General features: G+C 61.1%; 17 protein-coding genes and 2 pseudogenes. 12 read left to right on the top strand and 7 right to left on the bottom strand.

Going from position 1 to position 17,167, the window contains the following annotated elements:
* The first annotated feature begins 36 nt into the window (after positions 1 to 36).
* Positions 37 to 786, top strand: a complete 750-nt coding sequence (locus LY631_RS10315; RefSeq protein WP_274425220.1) for an SDR family oxidoreductase — start codon at positions 37 to 39, stop codon at positions 784 to 786.
* Between the two features lie 639 nt (positions 787 to 1,425).
* Here the strand turns inward: LY631_RS10315 and LY631_RS10320 are convergent.
* The 3 genes from LY631_RS10320 to LY631_RS10330 all read right to left on the bottom strand — a co-directional run bounded on the left by LY631_RS10320 (position 1,426) and on the right by LY631_RS10330 (position 4,856).
* Positions 1,426 to 3,192, bottom strand: a complete 1,767-nt coding sequence (locus LY631_RS10320) for a recombinase family protein (protein WP_274425221.1) — start codon at positions 3,190 to 3,192, stop codon at positions 1,426 to 1,428.
* Positions 3,193 to 3,240: 48 nt separating this feature from the next.
* Positions 3,241 to 3,441, bottom strand: coding sequence for a type II toxin-antitoxin system prevent-host-death family antitoxin (locus LY631_RS10325; protein WP_274425222.1), 201 nt, complete (start codon positions 3,439 to 3,441; stop codon positions 3,241 to 3,243).
* Between the two features lie 677 nt (positions 3,442 to 4,118).
* Positions 4,119 to 4,856, bottom strand: coding sequence for an SDR family oxidoreductase (locus LY631_RS10330; RefSeq protein ID WP_445082867.1), 738 nt, complete (start codon positions 4,854 to 4,856; stop codon positions 4,119 to 4,121).
* A 68-nt stretch (positions 4,857 to 4,924) separates the two neighbouring features.
* Here LY631_RS10330 and LY631_RS10335 point away from each other — a divergent pair, with 68 nt between their 5' ends.
* Positions 4,925 to 5,848, top strand: a complete 924-nt coding sequence (locus LY631_RS10335; RefSeq protein ID WP_274425223.1) for an AraC family transcriptional regulator — start codon at positions 4,925 to 4,927, stop codon at positions 5,846 to 5,848.
* Between the two features lie 667 nt (positions 5,849 to 6,515).
* On the opposite strand, the gene LY631_RS10340 is transcribed toward LY631_RS10335, so the two are convergent.
* Positions 6,516 to 7,343 (bottom strand): oxidoreductase, encoded by an 828-nt coding sequence (locus LY631_RS10340; protein ID WP_274425224.1) that lies wholly within the window; start codon positions 7,341 to 7,343, stop codon positions 6,516 to 6,518.
* 108 nt (positions 7,344 to 7,451) lie between these two features.
* On the opposite strand from LY631_RS10340, the gene LY631_RS10345 reads away from it, so the two are divergent.
* Positions 7,452 to 8,342 (top strand): AraC family transcriptional regulator, encoded by an 891-nt coding sequence (locus LY631_RS10345; RefSeq protein WP_274425225.1) that lies wholly within the window; start codon positions 7,452 to 7,454, stop codon positions 8,340 to 8,342.
* Positions 8,343 to 8,384: 42 nt separating this feature from the next.
* Here the strand turns inward: LY631_RS10345 and LY631_RS10350 are convergent, their stop codons facing one another.
* The 3 genes and pseudogenes from LY631_RS10350 to LY631_RS20460 all read right to left on the bottom strand — a co-directional run bounded on the left by LY631_RS10350 (position 8,385) and on the right by LY631_RS20460 (position 10,519).
* Positions 8,385 to 9,407, bottom strand: a complete 1,023-nt coding sequence (locus LY631_RS10350) for an alpha/beta fold hydrolase (protein ID WP_338000428.1) — start codon at positions 9,405 to 9,407, stop codon at positions 8,385 to 8,387.
* Positions 9,352 to 10,205, bottom strand: a pseudogene (locus tag LY631_RS10355) (IS3 family transposase). Before LY631_RS10355 ends, LY631_RS10350 begins: the two are co-directional and overlap by 56 nt.
* Positions 10,206 to 10,240: 35 nt before the next feature.
* Positions 10,241 to 10,519, bottom strand: coding sequence for a transposase (locus tag LY631_RS20460; RefSeq protein WP_445082868.1), 279 nt, complete (start codon positions 10,517 to 10,519; stop codon positions 10,241 to 10,243).
* A 187-nt stretch (positions 10,520 to 10,706) separates the two neighbouring features.
* Here LY631_RS20460 and LY631_RS10360 point away from each other — a divergent pair, with 187 nt between their 5' ends.
* The 9 genes and pseudogenes from LY631_RS10360 to LY631_RS10390 all read left to right on the top strand — a co-directional run bounded on the left by LY631_RS10360 (position 10,707) and on the right by LY631_RS10390 (position 16,975).
* Entirely contained in the window at positions 10,707 to 10,856 is a 150-nt protein-coding gene (locus LY631_RS10360; RefSeq protein ID WP_274425226.1) for an AbrB family transcriptional regulator, read from the top strand.
* 372 nt (positions 10,857 to 11,228) lie between these two features.
* Positions 11,229 to 11,861, top strand: coding sequence for a hypothetical protein (locus LY631_RS10365; RefSeq protein WP_274425227.1), 633 nt, complete (start codon positions 11,229 to 11,231; stop codon positions 11,859 to 11,861).
* A gap of 34 nt (positions 11,862 to 11,895) precedes the next feature.
* Positions 11,896 to 12,396: a (2Fe-2S)-binding protein gene (locus tag LY631_RS10370; RefSeq protein WP_274425228.1), complete on the top strand. Its 501-nt coding sequence runs from the start codon at positions 11,896 to 11,898 to the stop codon at positions 12,394 to 12,396.
* Entirely contained in the window at positions 12,393 to 14,621 is a 2,229-nt protein-coding gene (locus LY631_RS10375) for a xanthine dehydrogenase family protein molybdopterin-binding subunit (RefSeq protein WP_274425229.1), read from the top strand. The genes LY631_RS10370 and LY631_RS10375 overlap by 4 nt, the downstream gene beginning before the upstream one ends.
* 265 nt (positions 14,622 to 14,886) lie before the next feature.
* On the top strand, positions 14,887 to 15,303 hold the full coding sequence (locus LY631_RS10380; RefSeq protein WP_274425230.1) for a DUF2924 domain-containing protein: 417 nt from the start codon (positions 14,887 to 14,889) through the stop codon (positions 15,301 to 15,303).
* 48 nt (positions 15,304 to 15,351) lie between these two features.
* Positions 15,352 to 15,531 (top strand): annotated as a pseudogene (locus LY631_RS20345) (recombinase family protein); the annotation flags it as partial.
* A 92-nt stretch (positions 15,532 to 15,623) separates the two neighbouring features.
* Positions 15,624 to 15,977 (top strand): recombinase family protein, encoded by a 354-nt coding sequence (locus LY631_RS20350; RefSeq protein WP_338000429.1) that lies wholly within the window; start codon positions 15,624 to 15,626, stop codon positions 15,975 to 15,977.
* Between the two features lie 138 nt (positions 15,978 to 16,115).
* The gene (locus LY631_RS20360) at positions 16,116 to 16,457 is read left to right on the top strand and encodes a hypothetical protein (RefSeq protein ID WP_338000430.1); all 342 of its coding nucleotides are present in this window, start codon (positions 16,116 to 16,118) and stop codon (positions 16,455 to 16,457) included.
* A complete protein-coding gene (locus LY631_RS10390) occupies positions 16,409 to 16,975 on the top strand; it encodes a transposase (protein ID WP_274425231.1) in 567 nt (188 codons plus the stop codon). The genes LY631_RS20360 and LY631_RS10390 overlap by 49 nt, the downstream gene beginning before the upstream one ends.
* The last annotated feature ends 192 nt before the right edge of the window (positions 16,976 to 17,167 follow it).

Below are 17,167 nucleotides of genomic sequence, written 5' to 3' on the forward strand. Positions count from 1 at the left end.
TCACAACCGCCACCACCAACCACACTGGAGTTTTGCATGAACACGATCCTCATCACCGGCAGCTCGTCCGGCTTCGGGCTTGAGACTGCCCGCTATTTCCTCGATCGCGACTGGACCGTCATCGCCACCATGCGCGCACCTCGCGAGGACCTGCTGCCCGCATCCGAACGTTTGCGCGTCGTTGCGCTCGATGTGACCGACGCCGCCAGCATCGCCCGCGCCGTGGAGGAAGCAGGTCCGATCGACGCTCTCGTCAACAATGCGGGCGCCGGACTCATGGGCGCGCTGGAAGGCGTGTCGATCGACGCGACGCGCCAACTCTTCGAACTGAACACGTTCGGCACCATGGCGATGACGCAAGCCGTGCTGCCCGGCTTCCGCGCGCAAGAATCGGGCGTGATCGTCAACGTGTCGTCGGCCGTGACGCTCAAGCCGCTGCCACTGTTGTCGGCCTATACGGCCAGCAAAGCGGCCGTAGAGGCGTTCAGTGAAGACCTCGCGCTGGAGGTGGAACCGTTCGGGGTCCGCGTGCGCCTGATCGTTCCCGGCCGTGCTCCGGAAACGCCGTTCAGCGCGACCGCTCGTGCCCGCTCGCAGAACGGCATACCCGAAGCCTATGCTGCCTGGGCCAAGCAGGTGTTCTCCGCGGCACCGCAGCAGCCGGTCGAAGTCACCACCGCAAGCGACGTCGCGGAAGCGGTCTGGCAGGCGGTGACCGATGCCTCTTCGGCCCTTCGCATCCCCGCCGGCGCGGACGCGGTCACGCTTGCTGCGAAGGCCGCGTAGCAGCAGGCCTTGCCCACTGGCCGGATCGTTCGACGCGATCCGGCCTTCACCAGCGGCAAGATCAAACGAGACGGTGACTTCCGAAGCTCCGCAAACGTAATCTTGGGCAGGTGTCTAGGCTTGGATGACAGGAATGGGCGGAAATGCGACTGACCGCTCTTTGGGAGGCAGGATGTCATAACTGCATTCCCTAGGGCAGCAGTGATAGGGGAAAGTAGCCGACCTTATCGATGAATTTATCATGGTGTGGGGAGTTCGACAGTCTGGCCCGCCACATCGATCACCACTTTACCGCGAAGTCATTCATCCCGATCCTTCTATCCCTTTCGGCCTGGGGGGAAGCCAATATGGACCTGTTCCAGCAATCTGAGACGGCGGCATCGTAACTCTTCGCCGAGCTGCAAGTCCATGCGGTGACACCGCCCGTTCCCATGAGTTAACGTACATTGGGACTGCTGGGGATTGCAGAAACGGCGGTCGGCCTCGGGCCATGTACTCGAAGATATCGCCCCGGCCGAAAAAGGGGGCGGGAGTTCAGCTACCAGCGCTATCTCGCGATCCTCAGCGAGGGAACCGATCCTTTGCCTGTCGCCACCTGAAATCTTCCGTCGGCCGCCCCAACTCTCATTGAGTCTGTTCCTACGCTGCTGTGCGAAATAATTCTCCAAGGAGCGCTGTGTCCATCTGGAGCAGCATGGGGTGAAGAGGAGAGGGCGGTCGCAAGTAGAGATGATTGCAGGCCCCCGCAACCACCGATACCAACAAACCCGTCGCAACAGCGGCGGGTTTTGTCGTTTCGGAAGCCTTTCCAATGGCATGCCGTTCCGTCCACGCCAGGATCTGACCCAGTTCGCCGTGAAGCGTCGCATCAATCTCGCCACGTCCTGGACCGGGAGTGAGCACGATCTTCTCGATCAGCAGCCGCAAAGCCTCAGCCGCTTCCTGGCGCTCGGCAGGGCGATTCAGGGCCTGTGTGAGCTTTGTGACCTTCTTCGCATAGATCGCTGACGCCGTCGGCAGCAGGTCTGGTTTGTCGTCCGGCGTATCCGCCAAGAGTGAGGTCAATTCGGCCTTGCGGGTTTCCAGGCCGGTCATCTTCTCCTTCATCGACGGGTGATACATTCCGTCGGCAATGGCCTCGATGATCTGGGCGATCTGCTTCTCGACCTTGGCCAGCTCCGCATGCCAGGCATCCCCATTCGAGCGGCGCTCGCGGTTCAGCCGGTTGGTCTCTTCCGCATAGGCGCGCATCGCCTCGGCGGCGATCTCCGGTGCCATCATGCGGTCCCTGAGACCAGAGAGCACACGGCTCTCCAGTTCATCCTGCCGGATGGTGCGGCTGTTGGAGCAGGTGCCTTTGCTGATGTGGTTCGAGCAGGCGAAGCGGCCCGCTCCGCGCAGCGAATAGGGACCGCCGCAGCAGCCGCAGAAGACCAGGCCGGACAGAAGGGACTGAGGTCGGCGCTTGCCGTTGAGCTGGTTCTTCTTGTGGTGCTTGCGCACCGCCTCGGTGACATTCGCGTATTTATCCGCGATCGCGGCCTGCCGCTCACGCACCGCCTGCCAAAGCGCATCATCGACGATGCGCAACTCAGGCACCTCGCGGGTGAGCCATTCGCTCTCGGGGTTGAGGCGCGACACGCGCTTTCCGGTCGATGGATCCTTGATGTAGCGTAGCCGGTTCCAGATCAGGCGACCAATATAGAGCTCGTTGTTGATGAGGCCGGTTCCGCGCTTCACATGGCCCCGGATCGTGGTGTCGCCCCATGGTTTGCCGTTTGGACCGGGAATGCCCTCTTCGTTCAGGGTGCGAGCGATCGTACGCGGACCCACACCAGAGGCAAATTCCCGGAAGATACGCCGGACGATGTTCGCCTCCGCGTCATCGATCTCGCGATCGCCGCGGATCGGATCGCCGCGTGCGTCGAGCTGTTTGACGACCTTGTAGCCATAGCAAAGTCCGCCGCCCGATTTGCCCTCCTCGACACGGCCACGAATGCCACGATGGGTCTTTGCAGCGAGTTCCTTGAGGAACAGCGCGTTCATCGTGCCCTTGAGCCCGACATGCAACTCGCTGATCTCGCCTTCCGAGAGGGTGACGATGGGTATGCCGGCGAACTTCAGATGTTTGTAGAAGGTGGCGACATCGGCTTGGTCGCGGCTGACCCGGTCCAGCGCTTCGGCCAGCACCATGTCGAACTTCCCGGCCTGCGCGTCCTGGAGCAGTGACTGGATGCCGGGACGCAGGATCATGCTGGCCCCGGAGATACCCGCATCCTTGTAGGTCCCGACGATCTTCCACTTCTCCCGCTTCGCCTGTTCCCGGCAAATCCGGAACTGGTCCTCGATCGACGCTTCGCGCTGATTGTCGGAGGAGTAGCGGGCATAGAGCGCGACTCTGGTCATCGGTTCGTCCTTCCAAGCTCCATGGTCGGTGTTGCGGGTCGCGACTCGCTACTTTTGTTCGGGGAGGGCTGATGTCTCCCCATTTTTCTGATGGCCTTCTGCCGCCGCTCGCAGTTCATCATACTGCGCCGCCGACAGCAGCACGAACTCCCGTCGACCATGGCGTGTGATCTCCACGGGCTCGCGGTGGGACTCGTTCAGATATTCTCCGAACTTGCGCTGAAATTCGAGTGATGTTGCCGTCGGCATGGCAGACTCCGAGAAGATACATATCTGCCCAATTATACGTGTTATACGTATAAAAGCAAAGGGTATTGACGTCAGGAGCGTTGCGCCTTGCGTTCCGCCGCCAGTTTCCGTTCGAACTGTTCGCGGGCAATCTGGCGACCGATCAGTCAGGCAAGTGAGCGGAGGGCGGTGTCGGTGCGCGTGGAATCACTCTGGTCCGTTTCCGGTCCAGTCGAGGGCGTGACCTCGGTGTTGTTCCTCTTACGCTTGACTGCCATTGGCTTCAAAAAACCCGCGCCCGGAAGGGGCTGGGAAGATGGAAGCCTAAAGCCTCGCAACGGGAAAGATGTCCGGCTCTGCCGTGCGGTGAATAGGAGGCCTTGGCGTAGAAAAGGGAGGGGTCCGGCAGCAGCAGGAAGGGCGCTGGTCGAAGCCACGCGTGTCACTCTACCCCGGTCGCGTTCGAATCCCGCATGCTCCGCCAGCCCCCCGATTGTGCTCTATGCGCGATATTCTGCGACATGGCTACGCAGACGCCGCAGATAGCCGCACGGGCCACATATGCGGATATTGAACATGGCGTACGGGAAGCCCCATACTGGCAGGAGTCGACCCCGTCGCGGACCTTCGGTGGATTTTCAGTGCTCGTTAAAGCGGACGGACATGCTTGGGTGCCAAGCCAATACGCTCCCTTAACATCAATCCTGTGCGGTCGGGCGCACCACGATGCTGCCGATTTCGACGTCGTTGGGTTGTTCGATTGCGAAGGCTATCGCCCGTGCGATCGCGTCCGGTGAAATGGCAAGCTCTTCCTTGCGCTTTTGGATCGCCGCTTTGATGTCCGGATCGGCTATGGTGGCATCCGCGAAGGTCGTGTCGATGAAACCCGGCGATATTTCCGTCACGCGCAGGTTTGGACCCGATTCCTGCCGCAGTGCTTCGGTGGCTGTCCGCAATGCATTCTTGGTCGCAGCGTAGACGCCCATAGTCGGCACGATTTTGATGCCAGCCGTCGATACGACGTTGATGACGTGCCCGCTGTCCTGGCGACTAAATGCCGGCAACGCCGCAGCGATGCCGTAAAGCGCGCCCTTCAGGTTCACGTCGATCATGGCTTCCCAGCCATCGACCTTCAGAGCGTCGAAACGCGAGAGCGGCCCGATGCCCGCATTATTGACTATAACGTCAAGCCGCCCGAAACGCTCGCAGGCAAGATTGACCAGCGTGTCCAGGTCCGCGCGTCTGGTGACGTCGGTTGCCCGAAAAATGGCTTCGCCGCCCGCCGCTTCGATCTCTCCTGCCACCGCGGCAATCTCCGCTTCGCTTCGTGCCCCCAGCACGAGGCGCCCCCCACGTTTGGCAAGATGAATGGCGGTTGCGCGGCCGATGCCGCGCCCGGCTCCGGTGATGGCGACGATCTTGTTCTCTATGGTCACGATATGGGTTCCGTCTTCTGAATGAAAAGCCAGACCTATGCGACGTGGTCCGGATGATCTATGCTCAAATGGCCATGTCTTTGTCGCGATCCGCCGAAATCATGCCCGATCCATTCTCCGAGGTTCTTGCGGCGCTCGGCGCGCGGAGCGTTCGCGGGACCGGCCTCGAAGCAGCGGGAGACTGGGCGCTCGCCTTCGACGGGCGAACGCGGTTGAAGTTCGTCGCCGTCACACGAGGCCGATGCTGGCTTCTGCTTCCGGATCATTCGCCGGAAGCACTTGCGGAAGGCGATGTCGTTCTCATCAGTAACACGCGCTACACGGTGGCGAGTGACCCGGCGGTCGAACCGATCGACGGTATGCCGCTCTACGCTTCGCCAGGACACGACATGGTACGCCTCGGCGCGGGAGACGAGACGGCCATAATGGGCGGCGGAAGCGGCTTTGCGGATGGTGGCGCCCCGTTCGTTCTGGAGGCGCTCCCCACGTTCCTGCGTGTCGACCGGACCTCATCCACCGCCGAGGCTGTTGCAAGGACGCTGAAATCCCTGAGGACGGAGGTCAGTAGCGCGGAACTAGGTGGTTCGCTCGTCGCCGAGCGGTTGGCGGAAATCCTTGTCATCGCGGCGGTCCGCGCTTTCGTGGCCACCAGTCCGATAACCAGTGTCGGCTGGATCACCGCGCTGGCGGACCCACGGATCGGCAAGGCCCTCAGACTGTTGCACGGCAATGTCGCGCGCCGCTGGACGGTGCCAATGCTGGCGTCGGAGGTCGGCATGTCACGCTCGGCCTTCACGCAGCGCTTCGCCGACCGTGTCGGCCGCCCACCTCTCGACTACCTCACCCGCTGGCGCATGGTTCTGGCGCAGCGAAAGCTTAACGCGGGCCAGACCGTCGCGGCAGTTGCCACCGCGGTCGGCTACAACTCGCAAAGCGCCTTTTCTCATGCCTTCAAGCGAACCTTTGGCCGTACACCACGGTCTGGTGGCTGATGATAGCCTTTCCGACTGTTGTCGGGGCCATGGCTCATCGCCGAGGCCGTCGGGCATCGGTCGTCGGTGAGGAATTCTTTGCCGCGCTTGAAGAGCGACTGCTTTTCATCGCCCTCTCCCCGTAAGCGGACGAACTGCTTTCCACCCCGAGGCGGCCATTCGGAAAATGGCCAAATCCGCTAATAAAACTGCGCGAGTTAGCACTGGAAGTCGCATCGTGCGGGTGAGAGGGCTATAGCGTCGATGTCGTGCTCATCATCGGGCACGGCCCTCCGGTGATCGCCGCTCCACATGCCGGAGCATGCGGGATAGCGATGAGAACTATGTCTACTCCATCACCCTCCATGTTCCTCTAAAATAGGCACACAAGCTATCCAAACGCCATGAGCAGCACCCAGGGATCATCTCCGACGTGAAGATCGTTGTACGTAGCTTCGCGCGTGTAACGCGGAGGCGAAAATTCTGTCGAGCCTGATCGACGATCAGCGAAACGGAGACCGTCACCATCTTTCTCGGGCGGGTTTAGCTCCTTGCTGCTTTGGCGTTTGTTGAGCTGGTGCTCGCCGATACAAGTGCGGCGGGCCATGTCAGAGCAAGTCAAGACAATGACAATTGGGGAATCATGATCTTGGACAGAACGCGCGTCTAAATCTTCGTCACCGCCGACTCAGCCATCCGTTGAACGCGTCAGCACCTCCCAATCCGCAATCTCCTTCGTCATGCGTCCGATTCTGTCGCGCACCAGCTTGAGCGCATCGCTACCAAGCAGCAGTTGCGGGGGCGGATCATCGGATTCGACAAGCGTGAGAACAGCCGCCGCTAACTTCGCGGGATCGCCAAGCTGTTTGCCGCTTTTCTCGCGCCGCGCCGCGCGGATCGGATCGAACAGCGCATCGTAGTCAGGGATCGACCGTTCGGTTCGGATCATCGAGCGGCCGGCCCAGTCGGTACGAAAGGAGCCGGGGCAAAGCGCGGTCACATGAACGCCGAAGGGGGCCATCTCCGCCCGCATGACCTCGGAAATGCCCTGCATCGCGAACTTGCTGCCGCAGTAATATGCGATACCCGGCATGGTGATCATGCCGCCCATCGAGGTCACATTGACGATGAAGCCGCTGCGCCGTTCACGAAAGCGCGGCAGAAAGGCTTTGGCAACGGCGACCGCGCCGAAGACGTTTACGTCGAACTGGCGCCGCATCTCCTTAAGGGACGATTCCTCGAGAATCCCTTCATGGCCGTAACCTGCATTGTTGATCAGTACATCGATCGGACCGTGCTCTTTCTCGGCTCCTGCTACGATGTCCGGGATGAGATCGAATTCGGTGACGTCGTATAGCACCGCCTTGACTTCGGGCAATCGATCTCGAAGCGAGGTGCGCGCGACCTCGGTTCGAACCGTTCCGATGACGTCATGGCCGGCCTGCAGGGCCGCCTGCGCAATGGCGAAGCCAAAGCCGGAGTTGGCGCCAGTGATGAAAAAGGTCTTGGCTGACACGGGGCCTCACATGTTGATTGCATCTGAATTGACAGATATTCTCAGAATACTGACCATAACAGTGCAATTAATATGGATGCCTTGCTTGATCCTATGAATCCAAATGCAATGCCGAGCTCTCTCGTGGCTTTGGCGCATCAGCTTGCCCCACGCGCCGGCTACAATGTCACGCGCCTGCCCTCCGTCCGTATCCTCCGATCAGAGACGATCCTTGAGGATGTACCGGTGCTCTATCAGCCCGGTGCGGTCTTCGTTCTGCAGGGCTCCAAGCAGGGCTTTCTCAATGCCGGCATCTATCGCTACGACGAGGATTATTACCTTGCCGTCTCCGTGCCGGTTCCATTCAGGATGGCCTCGCAGGCCAGTCCGGAGAGGCCATTGCTGGCGATCTATGTCGATTTCGATCTGCGCCTTGCCGCCGAGATCGTGACCGAGCTAGAGATACGCTACCAGGACGTACGAGCGGAGCCGGCAAAGGGCCTCGTTTCAAGCCTAATGGAACCGGCGATTTCAGACATGCTCCTGCGGATGCTACGTGTGCTCAGCGACCCGATCGAGACGACAATACTCGGTCCGGGCGTCTTGCGGGAGCTACACTACCGGGTGCTGGTGGGGCCGCAGGGCGGAACCTTGGCAGCCGCCTTGAAGCAGCGCGGCGCGGCCGGCAAGATCGTGCAAAGCCTTGCTCGGATTCGTGAAAGCTACTGCACTGGCATAGCAGTCGCTGAGCTCGCCTCCGAGATAGGCATGAGCGTCCCGTCCTATCACGCGCATTTCAGGGCCCTTACCGGCACTTCGCCGATCCAATATGTCAAAGCCATGCGGTTGCATGAGGCGCGCCTGATGATCGCGAGACGAAAGGGTCCGATTGCCGCAATTGCCGCGAAGGTGGGCTATGCGAGCGCGGCGCAGTTTAGCCGAGATTTCAGGCGGCACTTCGGCCGCAGCGCAAGCGAAGAGGCCAACTGGATGCGCGAGCATCTTGGCGAGGTTGTCTGAATCGAATGGTTCGAGCCAAGACGGCACTGGAAACCTGTAAGGCTATCCGCACCAAGAAGGTTGCTCCCGATTGTGTAGGGCAAGGACCGCATCGGCAAATGCCTTGGGAGCCTCGAAAGGCAGGGCATGTCCGCACTCGATAGCCCTGTGCTCATGGTAGTTGATAAACATGTCCGCGTGAGCGGCCGTACCCCCCGGTTTCAGCGGGTCGTGGGTTCCGTCCAGGGTCACGGCGGGCACGGCAATTTTGGGCTTTTCCGCCAGTCTCTGTTCGAGCGGTTCGAGGACGGAGTCACCGCGCTCCAGACCGAAATTGAAACGATACGAGTGGATGACCACATCGACAAAGTCGGGATTGTCGAATGACGCAGCGGTGCGTTCGAATGTATCTTCGTCGAACGGCCAATGCGGCGACCACGGCGACCAGAGCATCCTGCACAGTTCCCGGCGATTTTCCCTGAGGCACTCGCGACCTTTCTCGCTTTGAAAAAGATGCTGATACCACATTACGTGCCGCTGACGTTCGACGTCGATTACGTCGTATCCGGCATAGGAGACAAGGCCAGCAACCCTATCGGGCCACAATGCAGTGGCGACACAGGATGCGAGGCCACCCCAATCGAAGCCGGCAAGGATCGCCTTTTCGATTCCCAGCGCATCCAGTAACCCAATGACATCACCGCCGAGTGCTGCCTGCTGTCCGCTGCGCATTTTCTGACCGGAAAGAAACCGGGTCGGACCGAAACCGCGCAGAAAGGGCACGATCACCCGCGCTCCAGCCGCCGTCAGTATTGGCGCCACTTTAACATAAGCGTGAATGTCGTAAGGAAAGCCATGCGACAGAATCACGGGCCAACCATCCTCCGGCCCGCTTTGGAAGAAGGCAATTTCAAGCGTGTCGGTGCGCGCTGTCTTCAAAGATTCGCTTCGCAATATCACGGAAAGTGTTTCCTGCTGGTGTGGCGGTTGATCGCTTGGGCTGCCCCTATGAGGTGGTCCAGTTTCAGTCTTAATGCATGATCGGCTTTCCAGCCATTGCCTGTGCCGATGATGGTGCCGATCCACGGGTTGGCGCCGGCCAGACAACGGCCTCGGGTGCCGGCGGCTTATATCCGAGCGATGAGTGCGGCCGCTCGGTATTGTAGTAGCGCCGCCATGCCTCGATGACGACCTTGGCCTCGGCGAGGCTGTAGAAGATCTCGCCGTTGAGCAGTTCATCTCGTAGTTCGAGTTGAAGCTCTCGCAGTAGCCGTTCTCCCATGGACTTCCCGGCTCGATGAACGCGGTCCTTGCGCCGACAGCCGCGATCCACCCCCGCACGGCCTTGGCGATGAACTCCGGGCCATTGTCGGAACGAACATGGCCGGGCACACCGCGCAGAATGAACAGGTCCGACAGGGCGTCGATGACGTCGGTCGAATTGAGCTTGCGAGCGATCCGGATCGCCAGGCATTCTCGGGTGAACTCGTCGATGATGTTGAGCATGCGGAACTTCCTGCCATTGTGCGTCCGGCCCTCGACAAAGTCATAGGACCAGACATGGTTGGGGTGCTCCGGTCGAAGTCGGAAACACGATCCGTCATTCAGCCAGAGACGCCCTCTCTTCGGTTGTTTCTCGGGAACCTTCAGCCCCTCCCGCCGCCAGATGCGCTCGACGCGCTTGGCATTCACCGTCCAGCCCTCAGATCGCAGCATCGCCGTGATCCGGCGATAGCCATAGCGGCCATACCGGGAAGCGAGCCGGATGATGTCGGCCGTCAAAGCCTCTTCATCCGGCCTGCCTTCCGGCTTCTTGCGCTGGGTCGAACGATGCTGGCCGAGAACCCTGCAGGCGAAGCGCTCCGAGACGGAGAACTTCACCATGACATGGTCGACGCAGCGACGGCGGCGGGCGGGGCTCAGTAGTTTCCCGAAGCAGCCTCTTTCAGGATCAGCTTCTCGAGCGTCAGGTCCGAAACCGCCTTGCGTAGCCGATCGTTCTCTTTCTCAAGCTCCTTGAGACGCTTCACCTGGTTGCCCTTCAGGCCACCGAACTCCTTGCGCCACCGGTAATAGGTGAATTGCGTCACGCCGATCGAACGAACAGCTTCGCCAACCGATTTCCCTTGCGACAGCAGAACATCGACCTGGCGCAGCTTCGCGACAATCTCTTCGGGCTTGTGCTTCTTCTGGGGCATTCCAACGTCCTCTCTAAGGCTCAATAGCCTACTTCAGGCAGGACCACTTTTCAGGGGGCAGGCCACGACTGCGAGGTGCTTGTCCGGTCGCGGCGCTTTGTCCCGGCCGCGTTCCACTCGACTGCACTGCTCCTAATACTATGCGCAGCAATGGCACTTGGGATGTAAGTGCACTCACCGGGATCGAATGGCAGACGATGGTGCTGGCAACCGCCCTGGCAGCGTCACCGAAATGGCATTGACGGCCAAGATCTTGGAGCAGGGCGTTGCGATCGTGAAAGCGTTTCACGTTGTCCGCATCTTCATCATCATCCCGTCGGCCCCCCTTCATCTTTAGCCATGACAGCCCGGATTGCTCGCCGTGCTGTGGTCAAGAGCGATAACATTTAACGGTCCTTCGGGGCCCAAGAGCCTTCGGCTACGCGGCTGCTAATATCTCGATTCTTGTTGCCAATCACGGCTGGCCAAGAATGCCAGGGGTTGGGGGCGAGACCGCGAGGCTGGTTAGCGCGACATGGCGTTTCCGAAGATGGGGCATCAATTCCCGTCGGGGTGGCCTCAGGTCAGCACAGGAAGAACAGGCTCTGCTTGGCTCATGGCGTGCGGAATCGCCGAGGTCCGGTGCACGAAGTTTCTGACGCGCTTGAAACGACCGGAACAATGTCAAACGGACCTGGTTAGGGGCGAGATGCCTCTGACAGGAGATAACATGCGTGCGGCACTGCTCGCGACAGCATTAACAGTTATTCCCGTCGGTTTCGCGCAAGCGCAGGATTGCCGGGCCGCGATTGAGCGCGTTGAACAAGCACTCTCCGCGTCGGCAGATCTTGCCGCGGACGATGGGCCTGCGAAGCAGGAAGGGGACACAGCAGAGAAACAACCCCAAGAAGGTAATCCTCGCGATGATGTGGATGCCGGTACGAGCAGCCCTTCCGGACAGGAAGGGCAAGTTTACACCGAGCACCCCCAACTGGGAGATCCGACAAAAACGCCAGGCGATGGTAGCAGCGGTGATGAAAATCAGTCGGAGGCGGCCAGCCGTGACCGCGAACAACAAGGGCCCTCGCGGCAAGAGGGCGATGCAGCAGAAACCCAGCCACAGCACGGAGAGCCTGAACGAGTGACTTCCGAAGAGGCGCTCGACAGGGACGAAAGCGAACTCTCCGAACAGACATCAGGCGAGTCGAGCAACGCTCCGCTGCGGGTTCGTGAGGGCCGAATAGCGGATCTGCGCGATTTGCGAGACGAGGCAGCGAGACAAATGGCGGCGGGCAACCACGGTCGCTGCCTCGATTTGATGAATAAAGCGGATGATCTGATGGAAGCCGAGGCGGATCGCTAAATTCAAGCGCCGAGATCAAGGGGAGAAAGCGCTCATGGTTGCACTCAACATCAACGGGCATTCACGCGACGTCGATGTCGCAGAGGATGTGCCGCTCCTCTACGTGTTGCGCAATGACCTGGAACTGAACGGTGCGAAATTTGGCTGTGGCCTTGCTCAATGCGGGGCATGCACTGTCGTGGTCGACGGTGAGGCGATGTTTTCTTGTGTTACTCCGGTGTCCTCTGTTGAAGGCGCTGAGATCATCACCGTTGAGGGCCTTGGGACCGAGCGCGATCCTCACCCCTTGCAAGCGGCATTCATTGAAGAACAGGCTGCCCAGTGCGGCTACTGTATAGCCGGGATGATTATGCGCGCGCATACTCTTCTTGAGAGCAACTCGTCACCATCCGAGGACGAGATCCGGCAACACATGGCTCCGAACCTCTGCCGCTGCGGGACCCATGCGCGCATCGTGCGGGCGGTACGCCGAGCGGCCGAAATGGCAAGCGCGGAGGAGGGGAGAACACCAGCACGTGAAGGTGCAGACCAATGAATGAGATGAGCCACGTTACGCGTCGCGGGTTTTTGGCCGGAGGAGGCGCCATAGTCGTCGCTTTCTCGATGCATCCTTCAAGTGCCATTGGCCAGGAGCAGGAGGAGCCGCTGCCCGGAAGCCTGGACGAGAATCCGCTGCTCGACTCGTGGATCCGCATCAACGCGGATGGGACCGTAACGGTTCTGACCGGCAAGGTGGAACTCGGGCAAGGGATCAAGACAGCGCTGGTGCAGATCGCAGCCGAGGAGTTACGGGTCAGACCCGAGACAATCGAGCTCGTGACCGCCGACACGGATGTCACGCCGGACGAAGGTTACACGGCCGGAAGCCAATCGATGCAGGATTCGGGAACCGCGATCCTGAATGCCGCCGCGCAGGCGCGCGAGATTTTGATCGCCGAGGCGGCTGCTCGGCTGGGCGTTCCAGCCGATCGGCTGAGCGCAACCGAAGGTCGCGTCGAAACGTCAGATGGCCAGGGAGTCACCTATGGCGAGATAGCTGGCGGACGCTTCCTCAGGTACGAGGCGCTGCCGACATCGCCCTTGTCTGAGCCGTCCCAGTATACCGTAGTTGGCAAACCTATACCAAGGACGGATATTCCCGCCAAAGTCTCGGGTGGTGTCGCCTACGTGCAGGACTTGCGCCTTCCGGACATGGTGCATGCGCGTGTCGTGCGGCCGCCGAGCCACGGCGCGCGCCTGCGCGCCGTAGATGTATCGCGAGTGGAGGCGGCGCCGGGCGTCCTCAAGATCGTTCAAAACGGCAGCTATCTCGGGGTGATCGCCGAGCGCGAGGAGCAAGCGATCCGCGCGATGGAGATGCTTGCGGAGGAGGCTACGTGGGAAAAGCCGGAGACGTTGCCGGAGCGTGACCGGGTCTACTCCATCCTGCAGGAGCTACCCGACGAGGAAAAGGTTATCCGTGAGGGTCCGACGCTGGAGAGTGAAACCACCGGCGATGTTCTGGAAGCAACTTACTTGCGACCATACCAGATGCACGGCGCGATCGGACCATCCTGCGCCGTCGGACTTTCTGACGAAAATGGGATGCTGACGATCTGGACTCATAGCCAGGGCGTGTACCCTCTGCGCAATTCCATTGCGGAGATGTTGCGCGTGCCGCAGAGCCGGGTGCGCTGCATTCATATGGAGGGATCAGGCTGCTACGGGCACAACGGAGCCGATGACGCTGGGGCTGATGCTGCCCTTCTGGCGGTTGCAATGCCCGGTCGTCCCGTGCGCGTCCAATGGATGCGCGAGCAAGAGCACGCTTGGGAGCCCTACGGCTCGATTATGGCTATGCGCGTGCGCGCGCGTCTGAACGGAGATGGACGCGTCGGCGCCTGGGAATTCGACGTTTGGAGTAATACCCACTCCACCCGCCCGGGCGGCGCGGGGCTGCTGATGCCAGCCTGGCACATCGATCCACCTTTTATTCCACCAACTCCGGCTGAGATTCCTCAACCAGCAGGCGGCGGCGACCGTAACTCCATCCCGCTTTACACCTTTCCCGAAATGCGGATCGTTAAACACTTTGTGCCGACAATGCCCCTCAGGGTCTCGGCGCTCCGTGGGCTCGGTGCCTACGGGAACGTATTTGCGCTGGAGAGCTTTGTCGACGAACTCGCAAAGAACGCTGGCATTGACCCGGTCGATTTTCGCCTGAGGCATTTAGAGGACGAGCGCGCCCGCGACGTGATAACGCGCTGTGCGGAGCGGTTTGGCTGGGCCGAGGCAGACCTGTCACAAGGTCGCGGCAAGGGCATGGGTTTTGCCCGTTACAAAAACTTAGCCGCTTACGCAGCCGTAGCGGTGGAAGTAGAAGTGGAGCGGGAAAGTGGGGGAATTCGGATGATCCGCGCCGTCGCAGCTGACGATAGTGGGCAGGTCGTAAACCCTGACGGAATTCGAAATCAGATTGAGGGCGGAATAATCCAATCCGCAAGCTGGACGCTGTTTGAATCAGTCGACTTCGACAATACCGGAATCATCAGCACGGACTGGAATACATATCCTATACTGCGCTTCCCGGACCTCTTCGAAAGCGTCGACGTCGAGGTGATCGATCGGCCGGGTGCTCCTTTCCTCGGCACAGGGGAGGCTGCGCAGGGTCCCACCGCTGCCGCCATCGCCAATGCCGTGGCCGATGCCGTGGGCGCACGCGTGCGTGAAATCCCGCTAACGCCGGAACGGGTGCTCGCTGCTCTGGAGGATGAGAGTTAGCCAGTTTGCAGGATTGATATCGCAACTCGCAGGAGAGCCGTCGCACGCTCGTGTCCCGTCGACAGCGGCGAGAAAAAAGGCGTACACTACTGAAGCTGCCAGTGGTTTACGTCGTGTCTGCGATGTGCTCACCGGGCCTTCACTAGCAAAGTTTATCTGCTTGCGACGGCGGAACTACATAATCGCCGGCCAGCGGGGAGTTAGGAGTGGAGCGGCACCGCGCCGCTCCGTCCGTTGCGATGGTCTGCTTAGTTAGAGGATATTGGTGGCGCTGAAGACCACACCGACATCCGACCTGAAACAGCAATGGGGTGATCTGTTCGAGAGCGAGCCGCCGGCCTTCAACCGTCGCTATCTCGAAAGCCGGCTGGCGTACCGCATCCAGGAACTCGCCTATGGTGGGCTGAAGCCCCAGACGATCCGGCGGCTCGAGCGGCTGGGCGAGGTACTGGATGGCGGGGACCGCAAGAAGAGCCGCATACGCGCGGATCTCAAGCCGATTGCCGGCACGCGGCTTATCCGCGAATGGCAAGGGGCTCCGCTGCGCCGTCTACACGAGGAAGTCCTCCGAGGAAGGGCTGGAGCAGGAGTTCAACTTACTCCACGCCCAGCGCGAGGCATGCGAGGCCTTCATCCCCAGCCAGCGCTCCGAGGGCTGGGTGCTGGTCCACGACCGGTATGACGATGGTGGAACTCGGGTGGCACGCTCGACCGGCCGTCCCTGCAGCGGCTGCTCGCCGCTGTCGAGGACGGGCTCGTCGATGTCGTGGTCGTCTACAAGATCGACCGTCTGAGCCGCTCGCTCGCCGACTTCGCCAAGCTAGTCGAGGTGTTCGACCGCAACGGTGTGACCTTCCTCTCGGTGACGCAGTCGTTCAACACGACCACCTCCATGAAGCGGCTGACGCTGAACATCCTGCTCAGCTTCGCCCAGTTCGAGCGGGAGGTGACGGCCGAGCGTATCCGCGACAAGTCGCCGCCTCTCGGCGCAAGGGCATGTGGATGGGCGGGCTGCCGCCCTATGGCTACCGGATCGACAACCGGAAGCTGGTGGCCGACGAGGAGCACGCGGAGCACGTCCGCTGGATCTTCGCGCGCTTCGTCGAGATCGGCTCCGGCACCGAACTGGCGCGCGAACTCACCATGCGCGGCATTCGGACCAAGCGCGGCAACCGCATCGACAAGAAATACCTGTATCGCATGCTCAACAACCGGGTCTATATCGGCGAGGCGATGCACAAGGGTAAAAGCTATCCCGGCGAGCACAATGCAATCATAGACCGTGGAACATGGGACAAGGTTCATGCCATCCTGCAGGAGAGCCCGCGCAAGCGTGCCGCCAGCACCCGCGCATAAACCCCGGCGCTTCTGAAGGGGCTGCTCTACGGGCCGGACGGCGCCGCCTTCTCGCCGACCCACACACGGAAGGGCGGAAGACTCTACCGCCACTACGTCAGCCAGACCGTGCTGAAGCACGGCGCCGGGTTGTATCCGGTGGGCCGTGTACCCGCAGGGGAGATCGAGGCGGCCGTCATCGAGCAACTCCGCGCCGTGTTCCGCCAGCCGGAGATCGTGGCGGGGACGTGGAAAGCAGCGCGGGAGCAGAACGGCGATATCACCGAGGCAGAAGCTCGCGAGGCGCTGCAACAGCTCGATCCGCTATGGGAGGAACTCTTTCCCGCCGAACGTGGGGGAAGCCGCATGACCCATGCGAACCCGCTTCCCGAGACTGTGACGCTCCACGTCCTGCGGCAGTGCTTAAAACCCTGCGACAGAATACGCTCGCCATGGGTGCCGGAGCGGTGGCGGCAGCCACCGCCCACATCCGCCTCGTGATCGACCGGCTCGTGCTGGTCGATCGACAGCTCAAGGCAGCCCATCGCCAACTGGAGACACCGTGCGACCGGTTGGCGGAGGCCGGGGAGATCGCGGCGGGGCAGGGGGCCGAGCAGTACGACGTGACCATCCTGCGCTCCATGCCGGGAACCGGAAGGATCGTGATCGCCACAGTGCTCGCGGAGGCATGGCAGCCCCTGCATCTGCGAGATTACCATGACTTGCGGACCTTGGCAGGGGTGGCGCCCGTCACCGTGCGCAGCGGCAAGCGCTGCCGCGTAGTGCGGCGCTATGCCTCCGGCGGCTGGCCAACGCGCTCTAACACTGGGCGAGGCTTGCCAGCTAGCGCGATGCTGCCTGCCGCACGGATCTGCCTTGCGTGCAAACTCAACCGGTGCAACAGAACCATCCTGATAGCATGCATAATGATCTGCGGCGGAAAGCGATGGCTTCGCCACATTGGCCGACACAGCCGATCCAGATCATCCTGCCAGGCTCCCATGCGTGGCAGCGGCTGACGCTTGCGTTCATAGCGAAACTTCGTCGTCTCCGAACGCACAACCTTGCGAACCACTTTGCACGAGACATTCAGCTCCCGGCAATCGCCTTGATCGACTTCTGGTTAGGCCCGACGGCCAAAAACAAGTGCCTCCGAGACAATCGGAGGCAGTGTACTGCCACCCCGCGTCTAAGGGGCCCCTTTTGGATGA

Origin of the sequence: Chelativorans sp. YIM 93263 (assembly GCF_028767125.1) — a bacterium.
Taxonomy (GTDB): Bacteria; Pseudomonadota; Alphaproteobacteria; order Rhizobiales; family Rhizobiaceae; genus Chelativorans.